Below are 16,486 nucleotides of genomic sequence, written 5' to 3' on the forward strand. Positions count from 1 at the left end.
GAATTATTCTATTGATCCTTAAAGGAGTGCGGCACATGTCAAAAGGGCATTCGCTACAAGACCCTTACCTGAACACTTTGCGTAAAGAAAAGGTTGGGGTTTCGATTTATCTGGTAAACGGTATCAAGCTGCAAGGCACGATCGAGTCTTTCGACCAGTTCGTCATTTTGCTGAAGAACACTGTCAGCCAAATGGTTTACAAGCACGCCATCTCGACTGTTGTTCCAGTTCGTCCAATTCGTCTGCCTAGCGCTACCGAATCCGAACAGGGTGACGCTGAGCCAGGTAACGCCTGATAGGAGTCTGCCTTGTTCTTTGAGCGCCACGGTGGTGGTGAGCGGGCAATCCTCGTTCATTTGGATGGTCAGGACCCTGAGGCGCGCGAAGATCCGCAGGAGTTTCGGGAGCTGGCTCTGTCGGCAGGTGCCGATATCGTTGCGTTTATCAACGTGCCGCGGCATCGGCCAACGGCCAAATATCTGGTAGGTAGCGGCAAGGTCGAAGAGCTGCGTGACCTCGTCCAGACCGAAAAAGCCGATATTGTCATCTTCAATCATGTCCTCACGCCCAGTCAGGAACGCAACCTCGAACGCGTTTTCGAGTGTCGCGTGCTTGATCGTACGGGCTTGATCCTGGACATCTTCGCCCAGCGCGCGCGCACTCATGAAGGCAAGTTGCAAGTCGAACTGGCGCAGCTCGAGCACATGAGTACGCGCCTGGTTCGCGGCTGGACTCACCTTGAACGTCAGGGCGGTGGTATCGGCCTGCGCGGTCCGGGTGAAACCCAGCTGGAGACCGACCGTCGTCTGTTGCGGGTTCGCCTGCGCCAGATCAAGGGGCGTCTGGAGAAGGTCCGCAGTCAGCGTGATCAGGCCCGTCGGGGTCGATCGCGTGCCGACATCCCGACAGTCTCCATCGTGGGCTACACCAACGCCGGCAAGTCGACGCTGTTCAATGCGGTGACCGACTCCGACGTCTACGCGGCTGACCAACTGTTCGCAACCCTGGACCCGACACTGCGCCGTCTCGAGCTCAACGACCTTGGCCCGATCGTGCTGGCCGATACGGTGGGTTTCATCCGCCATCTGCCGCACAAGCTGGTCGAGGCCTTTCGGGCTACGCTCGAGGAATCGAGCAACTCGGACTTGCTGCTGCACGTCATCGACGCTCACGAGCCCGATCGCCTGGAGCAGATCGAGCAAGTAATGGTGGTTCTGGGTGAGATTGGCGCCCAGGACTTGCCGATGCTCGAGGTCTATAACAAACTCGATTTGCTTGAGGGGGTCGAGCCTCAGATTCAGCGTGATGCCGACGGCAAACCGCAGCGAGTCTGGGTATCTGCCCGTGATGGCCGTGGCCTGGATCTGCTCAAGCAAGCCATTGCCGAGCTGTTGGGCAACGATCTGTTCGTTGGCACCTTGTGTCTGTCGCAACGCTTCGCTCGGCTGCGCGCCCAGTTTTTCAAGCTGGGAGCGGTGCAGAGCGAAGAACATGACGAAGACGGTCAGAGCCTGTTGGCTGTACGTTTACCCCGAGTTGAATTCAATCGCCTGGTGAGTCGCGAAGGACTGCAGCCGCTGGAATTCATCGAGCAACACACTTTGCAATAAAAGCCTGGAAAAGCGGTTGTGCTGCTTTGTCAGGCATTCTGTAGCATTGGTCGGCGCGCCGTGGGCGCGTCTTTGCTTTATCAGATGGAGAGCGCTATGGCTTGGAATGAGCCGGGTGGCAACTCGAATAATCAGGATCCTTGGGGTGGTAAGCGCAAGGGCGGCGACCGCAAGGGGCCACCAGATCTCGACGAGGCCTTCCGAAAGCTACAGGAAAGCCTGAATGGGTTGTTCGGTGGTGGCAAGAAACGCAGTGGTGATGGCGGCGGCAGTGGCGGCGGTTCGGGCAAGGGCGGTTTCGGCCTGCTCGGCATCGGTCTGGTCGTGCTGCTCGCAATCTGGCTCTACAACGCAATCTATGTGGTTGACGAGCAAGAGCAGGCAGTCGTCCTGCGCTTCGGCAAGTACTACGAAACGGTTGGCTCGGGTCTGAACATCTATTTTCCGCCGTTCGATCGCAAGTACCTCGAGAACGTGACGCGCGAGCGTGCGTACAGCAAACAGGGGCAAATGCTCACCGAAGACGAGAACATCGTCGAGGTGCCGTTGACCGTGCAGTACAAGATCACCAACCTGCAGGATTTCGTGCTGAACGTCGATCAGCCTGAAGTCAGCCTGCAGCATGCAACCGAAAGCGCATTGCGTCATGTGGTCGGCTCGACCGCCATGGACCAGGTGCTGACCGAAGGTCGTGAGCTGATGGCCAGCGAAATCAAGGAGCGCCTGCAGCGTTTCCTCGATACCTACCGCACCGGTATCACCGTGACTCAGGTGAACGTACAAAGCGCTGCGGCGCCGCGTGAAGTCCAGGAAGCCTTCGATGACGTGATCCGTGCCCGTGAAGACGAGCAGCGTTCGCGTAACCAGGCCGAAACTTATGCCAACGGTGTGATTCCCGAGGCGCGTGGTCAGGCTCAGCGCATCGTCGAAGATGCCAACGGCTACCGCGACGAAGTGGTATCTCGGGCCAAGGGTGAGGCCGATCGCTTCACCAAGCTGGTGGCCGAATACCGCAAGGCCCCGGAAGTCACTCGCGAGCGGCTGTATCTGGACACCATGCAAGAAGTCTTCAGCAACACCAGCAAGGTGCTCGTGACCGGCAACAAGGGTCAGAACAACCTGCTCTACCTGCCATTGGACAAAATGATCGAAAGCAGTCGTAACGGTTCTGCACCGGCGTCGGGCGGGGCTTCGGCAACCGTCGTCGATCCGGGCTCTCGGGCTGCGGACATGCAACAGCAACGCGACACGCGCACTAGGGAGACTCGCTGATGAGCAATAAATCTCTGGTCGCCCTGATTGTTTGCGTCGTGCTGGCCGTGGTGGCGTGGAACAGCTTCTATATCGTTGCTCAGACCGAGCGTGCGGTGCTGTTGCAATTCGGTCGTGTGGTTCAGGCCGATGTTCCACCGGGTCTACATGTGAAGGTTCCTTACGTGAACCAAGTGCGCAAGTTCGACGGTCGTCTGCTGACCCTCGATGCGCCGACCCAGCGCTTCCTGACCCTGGAAAAGAAAGCCGTCATGGTCGATGCCTACGCCAAATGGCGCGTGAAGGACGCTGAGCGTTTCTACACCGCGACATCGGGTCTCAAGCAAATCGCCGACGAGCGCCTGTCGCGTCGTCTCGAATCCGGTCTGCGCGACCAGTTCGGCAAGCGCACCTTGCACGAGGCTGTGTCGGGTGAGCGTGACGCGCTGATGGCCGATATCACCGCTTCGCTGAACAAGATGGCCGAGAAAGAACTGGGCATCGAAGTCATCGACGTCCGGGTCAAGGCTATCGACCTGCCCAAGGAAGTGAACCGCAGCGTGTTCGAGCGGATGAGCACCGAGCGTGAGCGTGAAGCTCGCGAGCATCGCGCCAAGGGTAACGAGCTGGCAGAAGGTATCCGTGCCGATGCCGACCGTCAGCGTCGTGTACTGCTGGCCGAAGCCTATCGCGAGTCTGAAGAGGCCCGCGGTGATGGTGATGCACAGGCCTCGGCGATCTACTCCAAGGCTTATGGTCAGGATCAGGAGTTCTACGCGTTCTATCGCAGCCTGCGTGCCTACCGTGAAAGCTTCGCCAACAAAAGTGACGTAATGGTTCTGGACCCGGGCAGTGAATTCTTCCGCTATCTGGAAAAGGCCAAACCGTAATCGCACACTGTGACTGAGCGCTCCGCCGGGCGGCAAAACTGTCCGGCGGGGTGATCACACGCCAAAACGTGTGTATGATGCGGCAGCCGGGAAATTCCCGGCTTTTTTGCGTCTACACGATTGATTGGCCGTGGCGTGTTTCGTGCGCGGCAGTTTTTTCGAGGACGGTGATCGCGCTATCGTCAGTTGCATTGTCCGGGAGCCAAAGGTCCCTGGCATGTGACCGAATGACCACCGTCTGCTTCACTCAAGGCTTGCCCAAGGGTTGGCCGCCCGGATCATAGGGGAAAGGCGTAATGGCAACGGTTGACCGCTGGCTGCTGCCGGATGGCATCGAAGAAGTACTGCCGCCGGAAGCTGCGCGCATAGAAGTGGCGCGTCGTCAGGTGTTGGATCTGTTTCAGAGCTGGGGCTATGAGTTCGTCGTCACCCCACACATCGAATACCTTGAATCACTGCTCACAGGTGCTGGCCAGGATCTGGATCTGCGTACCTTCAAAGTGGTCGATCCGCAATCGGGTCGGCAAATGGGTTTCCGCGCGGACATCACTCCGCAGGTCGCCCGTATAGATGCACATACCTTGCGTCGTGAAGGGCCGAGCCGTCTGTGTTACGCCGGTAGCGTGCTGCATGCACAGCCGCGAGCGCTGTCGTCCTCGCGCAGCCCGATACAGCTGGGCGCCGAGTTGTACGGCGATGCCAGCCCGAGCAGCGACGTTGAAGTCATCAGCCTGATGCTGGCTATGCTGAAACTGGCTGACGTTCCTGACGTCCATATGGATCTGGGTCATGTTGGCATCTACCGAAGCCTGGCCCGTGCGGCCGGTCTTTCGGGCGAAGTCGAGCAACAGCTGTTTGATGCGTTGCAGCGCAAGGCAATCGACGAGGTCGTGGTCCTGACCCAAAACCTGCCGGCTGACCTTGCCGACATGTTGCGCGCGCTGGTTGATCTTTGCGGTGGACGTGAAGTCCTGGCTGCTGCGCGTGATCGTCTGGCCAATGCACCGGCGCCGGTGATCGAGGCGCTGGAGGATCTGGTGGAAATCGCCGAACGTCTGTCGGCACGCTTCCCGGATCTGCCGTTGTACTTCGATCTGGGCGAGCTTCGCGGCTATCACTACCATACCGGTGTGGTATTTGCGGTCTTCGTCCCTGGCGTTGGTCAATCGATCGCCCAAGGTGGTCGTTACGATGACATCGGTGCGGACTTCGGTCGTGCGCGTCCGGCAACGGGCTTTTCCACCGATTTGAAAACCCTGGTCACGCTGGGGCAGGCCCGGATCGAGCTACCGTCTGGCGGTATCTGGATGCCTGACAGCACCGATGCGGCACTCTGGCAGAAAGTCTGCCAGCTGCGCAGCGAAGGTCAGCGCGTGGTTCAGGCGTTGCCAGGCCAGCAGGCCGCGGCGGCGAAAGAAGCCGATTGTGATCGGCAATTGATTCAGCATGGCGAGCTTTGGCAGGTAATGCCGCTGGCCTCTTGAGTTTTCCAGCCGGCCGCTGCCGGCGCCAAGTTTGCGTGAATGAGGACAAGTGTTATGGGTAAGAATGTCGTAGTCCTGGGCACCCAATGGGGTGATGAGGGCAAAGGCAAGATCGTTGATCTGCTGACCGAACATGCTACCGCGGTAGTTCGCTATCAAGGCGGCCACAACGCCGGTCACACCCTGGTGATCGATGGCGAGAAAACCGTACTGCACCTGATTCCGTCCGGTGTGTTGCGCGAAGGCGTTCAGTGCCTGATCGGCAACGGTGTGGTTGTGGCGCCCGACGCGCTGATGCGCGAAATCACCAAGCTGGAAGAGAAAGGCATTCCGGTGCGCGAGCGCCTGCGTATCAGCCCATCCTGCCCGCTGATCCTGTCCTATCACGTGGCGCTGGACCAGGCCCGTGAAAAAGCCCGTGGCGAGCACAAGATCGGCACCACCGGTCGTGGCATCGGCCCGGCTTACGAAGACAAGGTTGCACGTCGCGGCCTGCGCATCGGTGATCTGTTCCACCGTGAGCGTTTCGCCGCCAAGCTGGGCGAGCTGCTGGATTACCACAACTTCGTTCTGGTCAATTACTACAAAGAGCCAGCGATCGATTTCCAGAAGACACTCGACGAGTGCATGGAATACGCAGAGCTGCTCAAGCCGTTGATGCTCGACGTCACCGCGACGCTGCATGACATGCGTCGTGCCGGCAAAGACATCATGTTCGAAGGTGCCCAGGGTTCGCTGCTGGACATCGACCACGGTACCTACCCGTACGTCACCAGCTCCAACACCACTGCCGGCGGTATCGCCACAGGTTCCGGTGTAGGACCAATGTTCCTGGATTACATCCTGGGCATCACCAAGGCCTATACCACGCGCGTCGGTTCTGGTCCGTTCCCGACCGAACTGTTCGACGACGTCGGTGCGTTCCTGGCCAAGCGTGGCCACGAGTTCGGTGCGACCACCGGCCGTGCTCGTCGCTGCGGCTGGTTCGACGCCGTCATCCTGCGTCGTGCCATCGACGTCAACAGCATCTCGGGCATCTGCCTGACCAAGCTGGACGTACTCGACGGTCTTGAAACCATCAACATCTGTGTGGGTTACAAGAACGAGAACGGCGCCGTGATCGAGGCTCCGACCGACGCTGACAGCTACATCGGCCTGGAGCCGGTGTACGAACAAGTGCCGGGCTGGACCGAATCGACCCTGGGCGCCAAGACTCTTGAAGAGCTGCCAGCCAACGCTCGCGCCTACATCAAGCGTCTGGAAGAGCTGGTTGGTGCGCCGATCGACATTATTTCGACGGGCCCGGATCGCAACGAAACCATCGTGCTGCGTCACCCGTTCGCTTGATAAGTCGTTGAAAAACAAACAAAGGGTCGCTGATGCGGCCCTTTGTTTTATCTGCTTGATCAGCATCGCAAGATCGGCACGGCCCTTGCTGTAAATACCTTCATAAAAGATGCCATCATTTTAATGGCGTTTGTTGTGGGGGAATCTCCTGTGTCAGCTGTCCTTTCGCTTCTTCGCAGCCGTCTGCTGCGCCCCGTATTCATTGCCCTTGGCATTGCCCTTTTGGTGCAAGTGCTGGTGGCGGTCGCCCTGACCCGGAGCACTGTCACCGCGCTCGAGGCTGATCTGGCCACACGCCTGGGTGTAGATTCGCAACACTTGTCGGGCGAACTGGAGCAGGCAAGCCGTGACGTAACGGCGAGTCTGGACACGCTTTCGCAAAACACCCGTCAGCGCCTGAGTGCCGGATTGTCGGCGCGCCTCAAGGATGAGCAGAAGCAACTGCGCGCCACCCTTGAAAAAGACCTGAAGGATTCGGCCACCGATATGGCAGAGCTTCTTGCAGCGGTCGCGCCGCGAGCCATGTGGGATGGTGATACGCCGACATTGTCTGAGTTCGCCCGTCGTGCACAGCGCAACCCTAACGTGTTGTTCGTGGTGTACGACGACGCTCAGGGCGAGCACCTGACGCGTTACCTCAATCGCGATAACGACTCCATCAAGCTGTTGCTGGCCAAAGGCGAAGGCGAGCGGGCGATGGACAAGGTGCTGAACGCGGCCCAGAAAGACTCATCGGTGTACTACGTAGAAGCTTCCATCAGCCCCAACGGCGTCGAGATCGGCAAAGTACGCATGGGGGTCTCGACGGCGACCGTTGAAACGGACCTGGCTGCGCTGGACAAGCGCTTCACGGCGCTGATCGGCAATGGCGAGCAACTGGTCTCCGACAGCCTGGGCGGCGCCGCAGCCGAGAGCTCGGCGGCACTGCGCTCCCGGCTGCAAGCGGCACAAGCAGCCGCGTCGGCGATGGCCACCAATACCAGTTCCACTGTCCAGGATGCGGCGCAGACGCTGCGCTGGAGGATTGGTGTCGGCCTGGCATTGGTGGGGCTTGGCGTGTTGTTGGCGCTGGCAGTGGTATTGGGTCGTCGTGTCGTATTGCGTCTGCAGCTGCTCAGTCGTGCGCTTGATGATCTGGCGGCGGGCGAGGGCGATCTGACCAAGCGCGTCAAACTCAACAGCAATGACGAGATCGGCGACATGGCGGCGGCGGTGAATCGCTTCGTCGACAAGCTGCAGCCCATCGTGCGCGAGGCCGGAGACGTTGCGCAGCAGACCGGCGTCGAGATCGGCGCCATGAGCAAGCGTAACGCCGGTGCGGGCGCCGCAGCCGAATTGCAGCGCGACGAGGTGGCGGCGAGCCTTCAGGCGCTGGCGCAAATGGCCGACGAGGCGCAGGCCGAGAGCCAAGCCATGCAGGCGGCATTGCAGCAGGTGGTCGATATTCGTCAGGCGACTGACGAGAACACCCGTACCTCCAACCAGGTCGGTAGCCTGATCGAGGCGCTGGCGGGTCAGGTTGAAGCGGGTGCGCTTGTCATTGAGCGCCTGGCCCAGCAAAGCGAGCAGATCGAAGTTGTGCTGGAAGTGATCCACGGCATCGCCGAGCAAACCAACCTGTTGGCGCTCAACGCCGCTATCGAGGCAGCGCGTGCGGGTGAGACCGGCCGCGGGTTTGCCGTGGTGGCAGACGAGGTGCGGGCCTTGGCCAGCAAAACGCAAAGTTCGACCGGTGATATCCAGGAGCACATTGCCAAGCTGCAATCCGGCGCCAAAGAAGCCGTGACAACGATCGGGCTGGCCGGGCGTCAGGCCAAGGAAGGGCTTGCCGTGCTGCGGGACAGCGCGCGTCTGCAGCAAACCGTACAAGTGTCGGTCGAGCAAGTACATGCGGCGATCGGGTTGGCCACCCGCGCGGCGGAGCATCAAGCGCAAGGCGCCCAGGCGGTGAGGGGGCGGGTAGAAGTCATTCACGCGCAGGCAGAGAAAGCGGCACAGGCGGTGATCGAAACAACTGCCAGCGGCAAGACCCTGGATAAACTGGCGGCGCAGTTGAAGGCCAGTCTTGGGCAGTTTCGCGCGTGATCCATTGGCTGCGCATGACATGCAAGGCCGATAGCCTGGTCACTATCGCGATCGGTTCTAAGTTATTGGAAACCGCGATGAAGATTGTTCCCCAGGCCGGTCTTTGGTCATATCGGCATGATGCTTGAAAAAATCTTTATCGTTGCCCGCTGGCTTTGACGCTGTCTACTGTCATTACTGACAGTAGACAGCGTCAGTGGACGCTTTAGCATGATCTCCGGGGGTCGATGTCGGCCCCAGGCAGGTGAACCTGCCTTGGTCGAGCGCATTGTTCGTGCTCGCACCCATTCCAAGGAGAGGATATTGCGATGGCTGATGATAAAGTTCTATTTAGTGTGCCGGCGGCCCCTGATGTCAAAACCGAAGTTGACAGTAATCAGGTCAAGTTCATCAAGTTGGGCTATCCGGATAAACCGAAGGTACCGCCTTCACCCGAGGACCTGAGTTATCTAGGCGACAGGGATCTGCCAGTGCAGCTGTCGGCGGAATATGGTTCGAGCAACTTCCTGAACTTTCGCGCCAATGAGCAGGTGCGGCTGACCCTGCGCGGCGTTTCGGGTAACGGTACTGCGGTCGGCTGGGGTCCAGGCTATACCGTGCCCACGGCAACCGATCAGCGCACATTTTATGTACCCTCTGACAAGCTCAAGGCGCTGGCCGGCCAGACAGCGACGTTGAAATACACCGTCAGGTCTACAGATGCCCAAGGCAAATCCAAGCTCAGACTCTCCGACTCGGTCATTTTCGAAGTGCGTGGGATTGCCTTGTCGCCGCCCGTCCTGGTAGAGGCCATTGGCGACACCATCGACCCTGATCAAATCAGCAGCAAAGCCAAACTGAACTACGTCACCGTTCAGCTTGATTATCCGGACATGGCGGTGGGCGATACGGTTCGCCTGGTGCGCGAGGGCGTAGACGCGAATCAGAAGGCGATCAACTTTACCGATAAGGATCGACCCATCAGTGCGTCGAATCTTCAGCGCCGGCCGATGACCATCACCTGGAATGACACGGATATCAAGCCGCTCATCAATGGCGTGATGACGATCTACTACAAGGTTTACCGAGACGGCATCTGGTACACCTCACCCAAGCGCGTTTTCAGCGTGGGGCCGAGCCTCGCGGGTCTGCCTCCGTTTATTAACGAGGTGCACAATTCCCTGCTGGATCCCGATCAGATCGCCGACTCGGTCAATCTTCACATTCCCTCGGCTGGCACGGTCGTTGGCGACAAAATCACGCTGTACTGGAGCGATAGCTCCAAGCAGAGTTTCACCGATTTCGCGACCGTTACTCAACAGAATGTCGATGGTGACCTGTCCTTCGATATCTATCTGGATAATCCCATCAACCTGAACCGGGGCAAGGTCGTCACGGTTTTCTATACGCTTGAGCGCACCCTTGCGAACGGTAAAAAAGCCACTTATCGCTCTGCTGATTACAAGTTCTTCGTCGGTAACCAGGAAGAGAAAGACGCGGCAGACGGCCGTGCGCTCGCAATTCCGGCGATTGCCGGTGTAGAAAATGAGGTGATGGACGAGTCCCTGGCGGAAAAAGGCGCAGACATGGTTGTGCCTTTTGCCGAGACTCAGGAGGGCGATAGCGTCACCGCCTACTGGCAGGTGGTGGGTGAAGCGAAGCCGACCGCGCTTGAAACCAAACAGGTCGATTCTTCCAATGTCAGCGCTGATCTTTCATTCGCGATTCCGGCTACCCTCATCAAACCGGCGCTCAACAAGAAAGTCATTGGTTACTACGTGATCAGCCGCAAAGGGCCTGATGGCAAGCCCCAGCAGTTCAGATCAACATCTCTGCCGTTCTCCGTGGGGGCACTGGCGCCATCGGCGCAACTGCCTGCGCCGCTGGTTACCGCGGCACAAGGCGGTTGGCTTGATCCTATGGATGGCATCAACGGCACGCTGGTGAAGATTGCGCCTTATCCAACGATTGCGGTGGGTGACAAGGTGAAGGTGTTCTGGATTGGCCCGGACGGCGCAGGGGCGCCTGACATTGCCGAGCAGACCGTCAGCGATGTGGCCAAGGCATTGGAGTTCACGGTGCCCGGTACGGCGGTCGGCGCCAGTATCGGGTCTGAAGAGGTCTGGGTTTACTACGAAGTGACACGAGCTGGCTTGCCTGAGCCAATCGAATCCGACGACACGGTCATTGGCGTGGACCTGCTGGGTCACGACGATTTGCCTGAGCCGGTTGTAGAGCAAGCCGTCGGCGGAACCCTTGATCTCGGTACCGCAAAAGGCGACCTCAGTGTGGCGATCAGCAAGTGGCCTTTCATCGCACCCGGCCAGCGGGTCTGGTTGCGCATCGAGGGCACCGGCAAGGACGGCAATCCGGTTCAGACCGTCATCTGGGTGGCGCGTGCATTGTCGGCCGATGACGTAAAAAATGGCGTAAGGGTCAACATCGAGCGGGCAAAACTGGAAGCCTTCAAGGACGGTTCGGCTCTCAAGGTGTTCGCATCGTTGACTCACGATGGTGATTTCAGCGATGAATATGCCGAAGCGTTTCCCGTAGCCACGGTCACCATCAAACAGGCGAAACCCGCTGATGGTGCAGGTGCAGGTGCAGGTGCAGGTGCATCGTCGGGTAACGAGGGTGTGCTAATCGCTGACGTGGCGGATGTGAACCTAAGCGCCGCTTATTCTAAAAACGGTGGCCCGGCGCCTGCAGGGTCGAGCCAGCTCATCTCCGTTACCGGCGGTACGCAGCCGTACACTTATAGAAGCGCCGACCCCAATGTCGCCGAGGTGGACGCCAACGGCTTGGTGATGGCAAGGGGCAATGGCAAGACCTACATCGTGGTTACGGACGCGAACGGGTTGGTGATGAATATCGAAGTTGTGATCAAGGGAATTCTGGAACTCATCGGGCTGAACTTCAACATCTACTTTTTGAGTAACAAAAGGGCGGTGGAGCTTGGGGTTACGATTCCGAGTTTGGCGGAATGGCAAAGAATGCGCGCGGACGCCGGTGGCACGCTGCAGCTTGAGTTGATCGAGGGCAAGACTCCTTTGGTGTGGACGTCTACTCCCGGTAAGCGCAAGCCTCTGGGCCCCACCAGGATTGCGTTCGTTTATCCAAGCTTTGAGTTGAAGGAGTTGGATGATTTCGACATTTTAGGGGTTAAGAGTGGAGGCACCGCACACGGCTTTGGCATGAAGCGATGAGCAGGGCGTAACGCGCGGGCTCACGGCAGGTAAAAAAGTGAGACGCCAAAAAGCACAAAACCGAGCACTTGGCTCGGTTTTGTTTGTTTGGTGCCCAGAAGAAGACTCGAACTTCCACGACCTTGCGGTCACCAGCACCTGAAGCTGGCGTGTCTACCAATTTCACCATCTGGGCATGGCGCTGATTTAATTAGATTTTTCGTATGAATGCAACTGAATTTTCGGATTTTTTGATAGAGGGTAAGCAAGCCCTGAGTCCGGCGACCCACCTGTAGGCGTGAGCCTGCTCGCGATCGGGGGTTCTCTCATACGGATTTGCTCGCTGGCAGCGCTTGATCGCGAGCAAAGCTCACTCTTGCGGGCATGCGCAGGGATTCGGTGACGGGAGGACAGGGCCGGAGAACTGATCTACGCTGATGGCTGTTTTGTACGGCGAAAGATTTTTTCAAACCGCAGAAAGCACAAAACCGAGCCTAAGCTCGGTTTTGTTTAATTGGTGCCCAGAAGAAGACTCGAACTTCCACGACCTTGCGGTCACCAGCACCTGAAGCTGGCGTGTCTACCAATTTCACCATCTGGGCAGAGCGTTGATTTCATTCGACTTATCGTAAAAAAAGCCGCTTGATTTCAACTACAACTTGGCAGTGCCGTCGTTGTGGGGCGCATCTTACGGATGAGAATCGGGGCTGTAAACCCCCTGCCAGGATTTTTTTTTGAAATAGCGAAAATACTCAGCAAACGCTGTCTTCGCGTTTCAATCTGGTATATGCCAAACTAATTGCATACAGATAAGGTGAACTCATTCCAATGGCCGATTGGCAGTCCCTCGATCCCGAGGCCGCTCGTGAAGCGGAAAAATACGAAAACCCCATCCCTAGCCGTGAGCTGATTCTGGCCCACCTCTCCGACCGCGGTTCGCCAGCGGCCCGCGAGCAGTTGGTGGAAGAATTTGGCCTGACGACTGAAGATCAGATCGAGGCCCTGCGCCGCCGTCTTCGTGCCATGGAGCGCGACGCGCAGTTGATCTACACCCGTCGCGGCACCTACGCGCCGGTCGACAAGCTGGACCTGATCCTGGGTCGTATCAGCGGTCATCGTGACGGCTTTGGCTTCCTGGTGCCCGACGATGGCTCGGACGACCTGTTCATGAGTCCGGCGCAGATGCGTCTGGTATTCGACGGCGACCGCGCTCTGGCGCGGGTTTCCGGTCTTGACCGTCGTGGCCGCCGCGAAGGGGTGATCGTCGAGGTCATCTCCCGCGCCCACGAAACCCTGGTCGGTCGCTATTTCGAAGAGGCCGGCATCGGCTTCGTCATGCCCGACAACCCGAAGATCCAGCAGGAAGTGCTGGTCACGCCGGGCCGCACTGCCAACGCCAAGATCGGCCAGTTCGTCGAGGTGAAGATCACCCACTGGCCGACCCCGCGCTTCCAGCCTCAAGGTGACGTGGTCGAGGTCGTGGGTAACTACATGGCGCCGGGCATGGAAATCGATGTCGCGCTGCGCACCTATGACATCCCCCACGTCTGGCCGGAGGCCGTGCTCAAGGAAGCCGCCAAGCTCAAGCCTGAAGTCGAGGAGAAAGACAAGGAACACCGCGTCGATCTGCGCCACCTGCCGTTTGTCACCATCGACGGTGAAGACGCTCGCGACTTCGATGACGCTGTTTACTGCGAGGCCAAGCCGGGCAAGCTGCGGCTGTTCTCGGGCGGCTGGAAACTCTACGTGGCGATTGCCGACGTCTCCAGCTACGTGAAGATCGGCTCTGCCCTGGACACCGAATCGCAAGTGCGCGGCAACTCGGTGTATTTCCCCGAGCGCGTTGTGCCAATGCTGCCTGAGCAGCTGTCCAACGGCCTGTGCTCGCTGAACCCGCACGTGGACCGTCTGGCAATGGTCTGCGAGATGACCATCTCCAAAACCGGCGAAATGACCGACTACGTGTTCTACGAAGCGGTGATTCACTCCCATGCGCGTCTGACCTACAACAAAGTCAGCTCGATGCTGGAGCATCCGAAAACCTCCGAGGCCAAGGAGCTTCGTGGTCAATACGGCGAAGTCGTCCCTGACCTCAAGCAACTGTACGCGTTGTACAAGGTGTTGCTGGGCGCCCGCCATACCCGCGGTGCAATCGACTTCGAAACCCAGGAAACCCGCATCATCTTCGGTACCGAGCGCAAGATCGCGGAAATCCGCCCTACCACGCGCAACGATGCCCACAAGCTGATCGAAGAGTGCATGCTGGCTGCCAACGTGGCCACTGCCGAATTCCTCAAGAAACACGAGATTCCTGCTCTGTACCGCGTTCACGACGGTCCGCCGCCTGAGCGTCTGGAAAAGCTGCGTGGTTTCCTTGGCGAGTTGGGATTGTCTCTGCACAAGGGTAAAGACGGCCCATCGCCGAAGGATTACCAGGCGCTGCTGGAAACCATCAAGGACCGTCCGGATTACCATCTGATCCAGACCGTCATGCTGCGCTCCCTGAGCCAGGCGGTTTACAGCTCCGACAATCACGGTCACTTCGGCCTGAATTACGAGGCGTATACGCACTTCACCTCACCGATTCGTCGCTATCCGGACTTGCTGACTCACCGCGCCATCCGCAGCGTGATCCGCTCCAAACAGGACACGCCGCACGTTCGCCGCGCCGGCGCTGCGACGATTCCCAAAGCGCGCATCTACCCGTATGACGAAGCGTCTCTGGAGCAGTTGGGCGAGCAGTGCTCGATGAGCGAGCGACGTGCCGACGAGGCGACCCGTGACGTGGTGAACTGGCTCAAATGCGAGTTCATGAAAGACCGCGTAGGCGAGTCGTTCCCCGGTGTGATCACCGCCGTCACTGGCTTTGGTCTGTTCGTCGAGCTGACCGATATCTATGTCGAGGGTCTGGTCCACGTCACCGCGCTGCCGGGCGATTACTACCACTTCGACCCGGTTCACCACCGTTTGGCGGGTGAACGTACCGGACGCAGCTTCCGTTTGGGCGACACCGTGGAAGTGCGTGTGATGCGCGTCGATCTGGACGAGCGCAAGATCGACTTCGAAATGTCGGAAAAAACCACGAGCGCGCCGATCGGTCGCAAGCGCAGGGCTGTCGAGCCCTCGGCAGCTGCCGAGAAGGGCAAGGACACCGAGAAGGAAAAGGCCACTGCCTCGCGCCCAAGTCGTCGCAGTGCGACCAAGGAGCCGGTGGCCGAAGCTTATCGTCCAGGCGATGCGGCTGCGAAAAACGCCGAAGTGCGCAAGAGCCGTGAGTTGAAGAAAGCCTTGCTGGCAGAAGCGAAGGGCGGTAGCAAGGCATCGTCGGGAAAGCCGGCGAGGAGTGATTCCGCTCCGACCGACAAGTCCGCAAAACCGAGCAAGCACCGTAAGGGCCCGCCAAAATCGGGCTCGGCTCCAGCTGCGAAAAGCGGCGGGATTCGTAAACCTAAGGCCAAGTCATGAGTCAGCTGGAAAAGATCTACGGCGTGCATGCCGTAGAAGCGTTACTTCGTCACCACCCCAAGCGGGTCAAGCAGATCTGGCTGGCCGAAGGGCGCAGTGACCCGCGAGTTCAGGTGCTGGTCGATCTCGCGGCGCAGAACCGGGTGTCGGTCGGTCAGGCCGAGCGGCGTGAAATGGACGCCTGGGTCGAGGGCGTGCACCAGGGCGTGGTAGCGGACGTCAGTCCAAGCCAGGTCTGGGGTGAGGCGATGCTTGACGAGCTGCTCGATCGTAGCGAAGGCGCACCGCTGATTCTGGTGCTCGATGGCGTGACCGATCCGCACAACCTGGGTGCCTGCCTGCGCACTGCAGACGCTGCGGGTGCGCTGGCAGTCATCGTTCCCAAGGACAAATCAGCGACCTTGACGCCGACGGTGCGCAAAGTGGCGTGCGGTGCGGCAGAAGTGATTCCGCTGGTGGCGGTGACCAACCTCGCCCGCACCCTGGAAAAACTCCAGCAGCGCGGCCTGTGGGTCGTCGGCACCGCTGGCGAGGCCGAGCAGGAGCTGTATCAGCAGGACCTGACCGGGCCTACCATCCTGATCATGGGTGCCGAAGGCAAGGGCATGCGTCGTCTGACCCGTGAGCACTGCGACTACCTGGTACGTCTGCCGATGGCGGGCAGCGTCAGCAGTCTCAACGTCTCCGTGGCCACCGGTGTGTGTCTGTTCGAAGCCATGCGTCAGCGTAGCGCCAAGGCAGCCGCCAAGAAGCCGTGATCGATTCCCTGTAGCAGTCCGGCTTGCCGGCGGTAGCGCATTTTGAGATCGCTGCCGCCGGCAACCCGGGCTGCTGCAAGTGTTACAACGGCGCTGTTCAAATATTCACCAATTGCCTTGCGCCGCCAGTGCCCCTTCTCTACAATTGCGCCCCTTGCTGTCATGGCAGGCGCTCATGTGCCTGTCCCTGTGCAAGATAAACCAGTGTTATTCACTCCTTGTCTGACCGCCCTGGCGGCAGGCTACAACCCGTAAGGAGCATTCATGCGTCATTACGAAATCATCTTTCTGGTTCACCCGGACCAGAGCGAGCAAGTCGGCGGCATGGTTGAGCGTTACACCAAGCTGATCGAAGAAGACGGCGGCAAGATCCACCGTCTGGAAGTTTGGGGCCGTCGTCATCTGGCCTACGCAATCAACTATGTTCACTAG

The 16,486-nt window shown here is 59.1% G+C and carries 9 protein-coding genes, 2 tRNA genes and 3 pseudogenes; 12 read left to right on the top strand and 2 right to left on the bottom strand.

Features of this window, described 5'->3' with window-relative positions; all coding sequences use genetic code 11:
* The first annotated feature begins 35 nt into the window (after window positions 1–35).
* The 9 genes and pseudogenes from hfq (at window position 36) to ACI2KS_RS16400 (ending at window position 11,852) form a co-directional block, all read left to right on the top strand.
* Window positions 36–296 carry an RNA chaperone Hfq gene (hfq, locus tag ACI2KS_RS16360; protein WP_010221594.1) on the top strand — a complete coding sequence of 87 codons (261 nt, stop codon included), beginning with the start codon at window positions 36–38 and terminating at the stop codon, window positions 294–296.
* 12 nt (window positions 297–308) lie between these two features.
* On the top strand, window positions 309–1,610 hold the full coding sequence (hflX, locus tag ACI2KS_RS16365) for a ribosome rescue GTPase HflX (protein WP_404622002.1): 1,302 nt from the start codon (window positions 309–311) through the stop codon (window positions 1,608–1,610).
* A 96-nt stretch (window positions 1,611–1,706) separates the two neighbouring features.
* Window positions 1,707–2,882, top strand: coding sequence for an FtsH protease activity modulator HflK (hflK, locus tag ACI2KS_RS16370; protein ID WP_404622004.1), 1,176 nt, complete (start codon window positions 1,707–1,709; stop codon window positions 2,880–2,882).
* Entirely contained in the window at window positions 2,882–3,751 is an 870-nt protein-coding gene (gene hflC / locus ACI2KS_RS16375) for a protease modulator HflC (RefSeq protein WP_404622006.1), read from the top strand. Before hflK ends, hflC begins: the two co-directional genes overlap by 1 nt.
* Window positions 3,752–4,047: 296 nt before the next feature.
* A complete protein-coding gene (locus ACI2KS_RS16380; RefSeq protein WP_404622008.1) occupies window positions 4,048–5,235 on the top strand; it encodes an ATP phosphoribosyltransferase regulatory subunit in 1,188 nt (395 codons plus the stop codon).
* Between the two features lie 54 nt (window positions 5,236–5,289).
* Window positions 5,290–6,582 carry an adenylosuccinate synthase gene (locus ACI2KS_RS16385; RefSeq protein ID WP_404622010.1) on the top strand — a complete coding sequence of 431 codons (1,293 nt, stop codon included), beginning with the start codon at window positions 5,290–5,292 and terminating at the stop codon, window positions 6,580–6,582.
* Between the two features lie 966 nt (window positions 6,583–7,548).
* Window positions 7,549–7,761: pseudogene (locus ACI2KS_RS16390) on the top strand (methyl-accepting chemotaxis protein); the annotation flags it as partial.
* 417 nt (window positions 7,762–8,178) lie between these two features.
* Window positions 8,179–8,667: pseudogene (locus ACI2KS_RS16395) on the top strand (methyl-accepting chemotaxis protein); the annotation flags it as partial.
* Window positions 8,668–8,975: 308 nt separating this feature from the next.
* Window positions 8,976–11,852, top strand: a complete 2,877-nt coding sequence (locus ACI2KS_RS16400; RefSeq protein ID WP_404622011.1) for a hypothetical protein — start codon at window positions 8,976–8,978, stop codon at window positions 11,850–11,852.
* Window positions 11,853–11,940: 88 nt separating this feature from the next.
* On the opposite strand, the gene ACI2KS_RS16405 is transcribed toward ACI2KS_RS16400, so the two are convergent.
* Window positions 11,941–12,027: transfer RNA gene (locus ACI2KS_RS16405), tRNA-Leu, on the bottom strand.
* A 319-nt stretch (window positions 12,028–12,346) separates the two neighbouring features.
* Window positions 12,347–12,433: transfer RNA gene (locus ACI2KS_RS16410), tRNA-Leu, on the bottom strand.
* Between the two features lie 226 nt (window positions 12,434–12,659).
* Here ACI2KS_RS16410 and rnr point away from each other — a divergent pair.
* The 3 genes and pseudogenes from rnr to rpsF form a co-directional block, all read left to right on the top strand.
* Window positions 12,660–15,296, top strand: coding sequence for a ribonuclease R (gene rnr, locus ACI2KS_RS16415; protein WP_404622013.1), 2,637 nt, complete (start codon window positions 12,660–12,662; stop codon window positions 15,294–15,296).
* Entirely contained in the window at window positions 15,293–16,054 is a 762-nt protein-coding gene (gene rlmB, locus ACI2KS_RS16420) for a 23S rRNA (guanosine(2251)-2'-O)-methyltransferase RlmB (RefSeq protein WP_404622015.1), read from the top strand. Before rnr ends, rlmB begins: the two co-directional genes overlap by 4 nt.
* A 264-nt stretch (window positions 16,055–16,318) precedes the next feature.
* Window positions 16,319–16,486 (top strand): annotated as a pseudogene (gene rpsF, locus ACI2KS_RS16425) (30S ribosomal protein S6); the annotation flags it as partial.

Origin of the sequence: Pseudomonas sp. NPDC087358 (assembly GCF_044900785.1) — a bacterium.
GTDB lineage: Bacteria > Pseudomonadota > Gammaproteobacteria > Pseudomonadales > Pseudomonadaceae > Aquipseudomonas.

What these genes read in the sequence shown, in the direction of transcription:
- rnr (WP_404622013.1), top strand. Translation starts at nt 12,660, where the DNA reads ATGGCCGATTGGCAGTCCCTCGATCCCGAGGCCGCTCGTGAAGCGGAA.
- rlmB (WP_404622015.1), top strand. Translation starts at nt 15,293, where the DNA reads ATGAGTCAGCTGGAAAAGATCTACGGCGTGCATGCCGTAGAAGCGTTA.
- ACI2KS_RS16380 (WP_404622008.1), top strand. Translation starts at nt 4,048, where the DNA reads ATGGCAACGGTTGACCGCTGGCTGCTGCCGGATGGCATCGAAGAAGTA.
- ACI2KS_RS16385 (WP_404622010.1), top strand. Translation starts at nt 5,290, where the DNA reads ATGGGTAAGAATGTCGTAGTCCTGGGCACCCAATGGGGTGATGAGGGC.
- hflK (WP_404622004.1), top strand. Translation starts at nt 1,707, where the DNA reads ATGGCTTGGAATGAGCCGGGTGGCAACTCGAATAATCAGGATCCTTGG.
- hflC (WP_404622006.1), top strand. Translation starts at nt 2,882, where the DNA reads ATGAGCAATAAATCTCTGGTCGCCCTGATTGTTTGCGTCGTGCTGGCC.
- hfq (WP_010221594.1), top strand. Translation starts at nt 36, where the DNA reads ATGTCAAAAGGGCATTCGCTACAAGACCCTTACCTGAACACTTTGCGT.
- ACI2KS_RS16400 (WP_404622011.1), top strand. Translation starts at nt 8,976, where the DNA reads ATGGCTGATGATAAAGTTCTATTTAGTGTGCCGGCGGCCCCTGATGTC.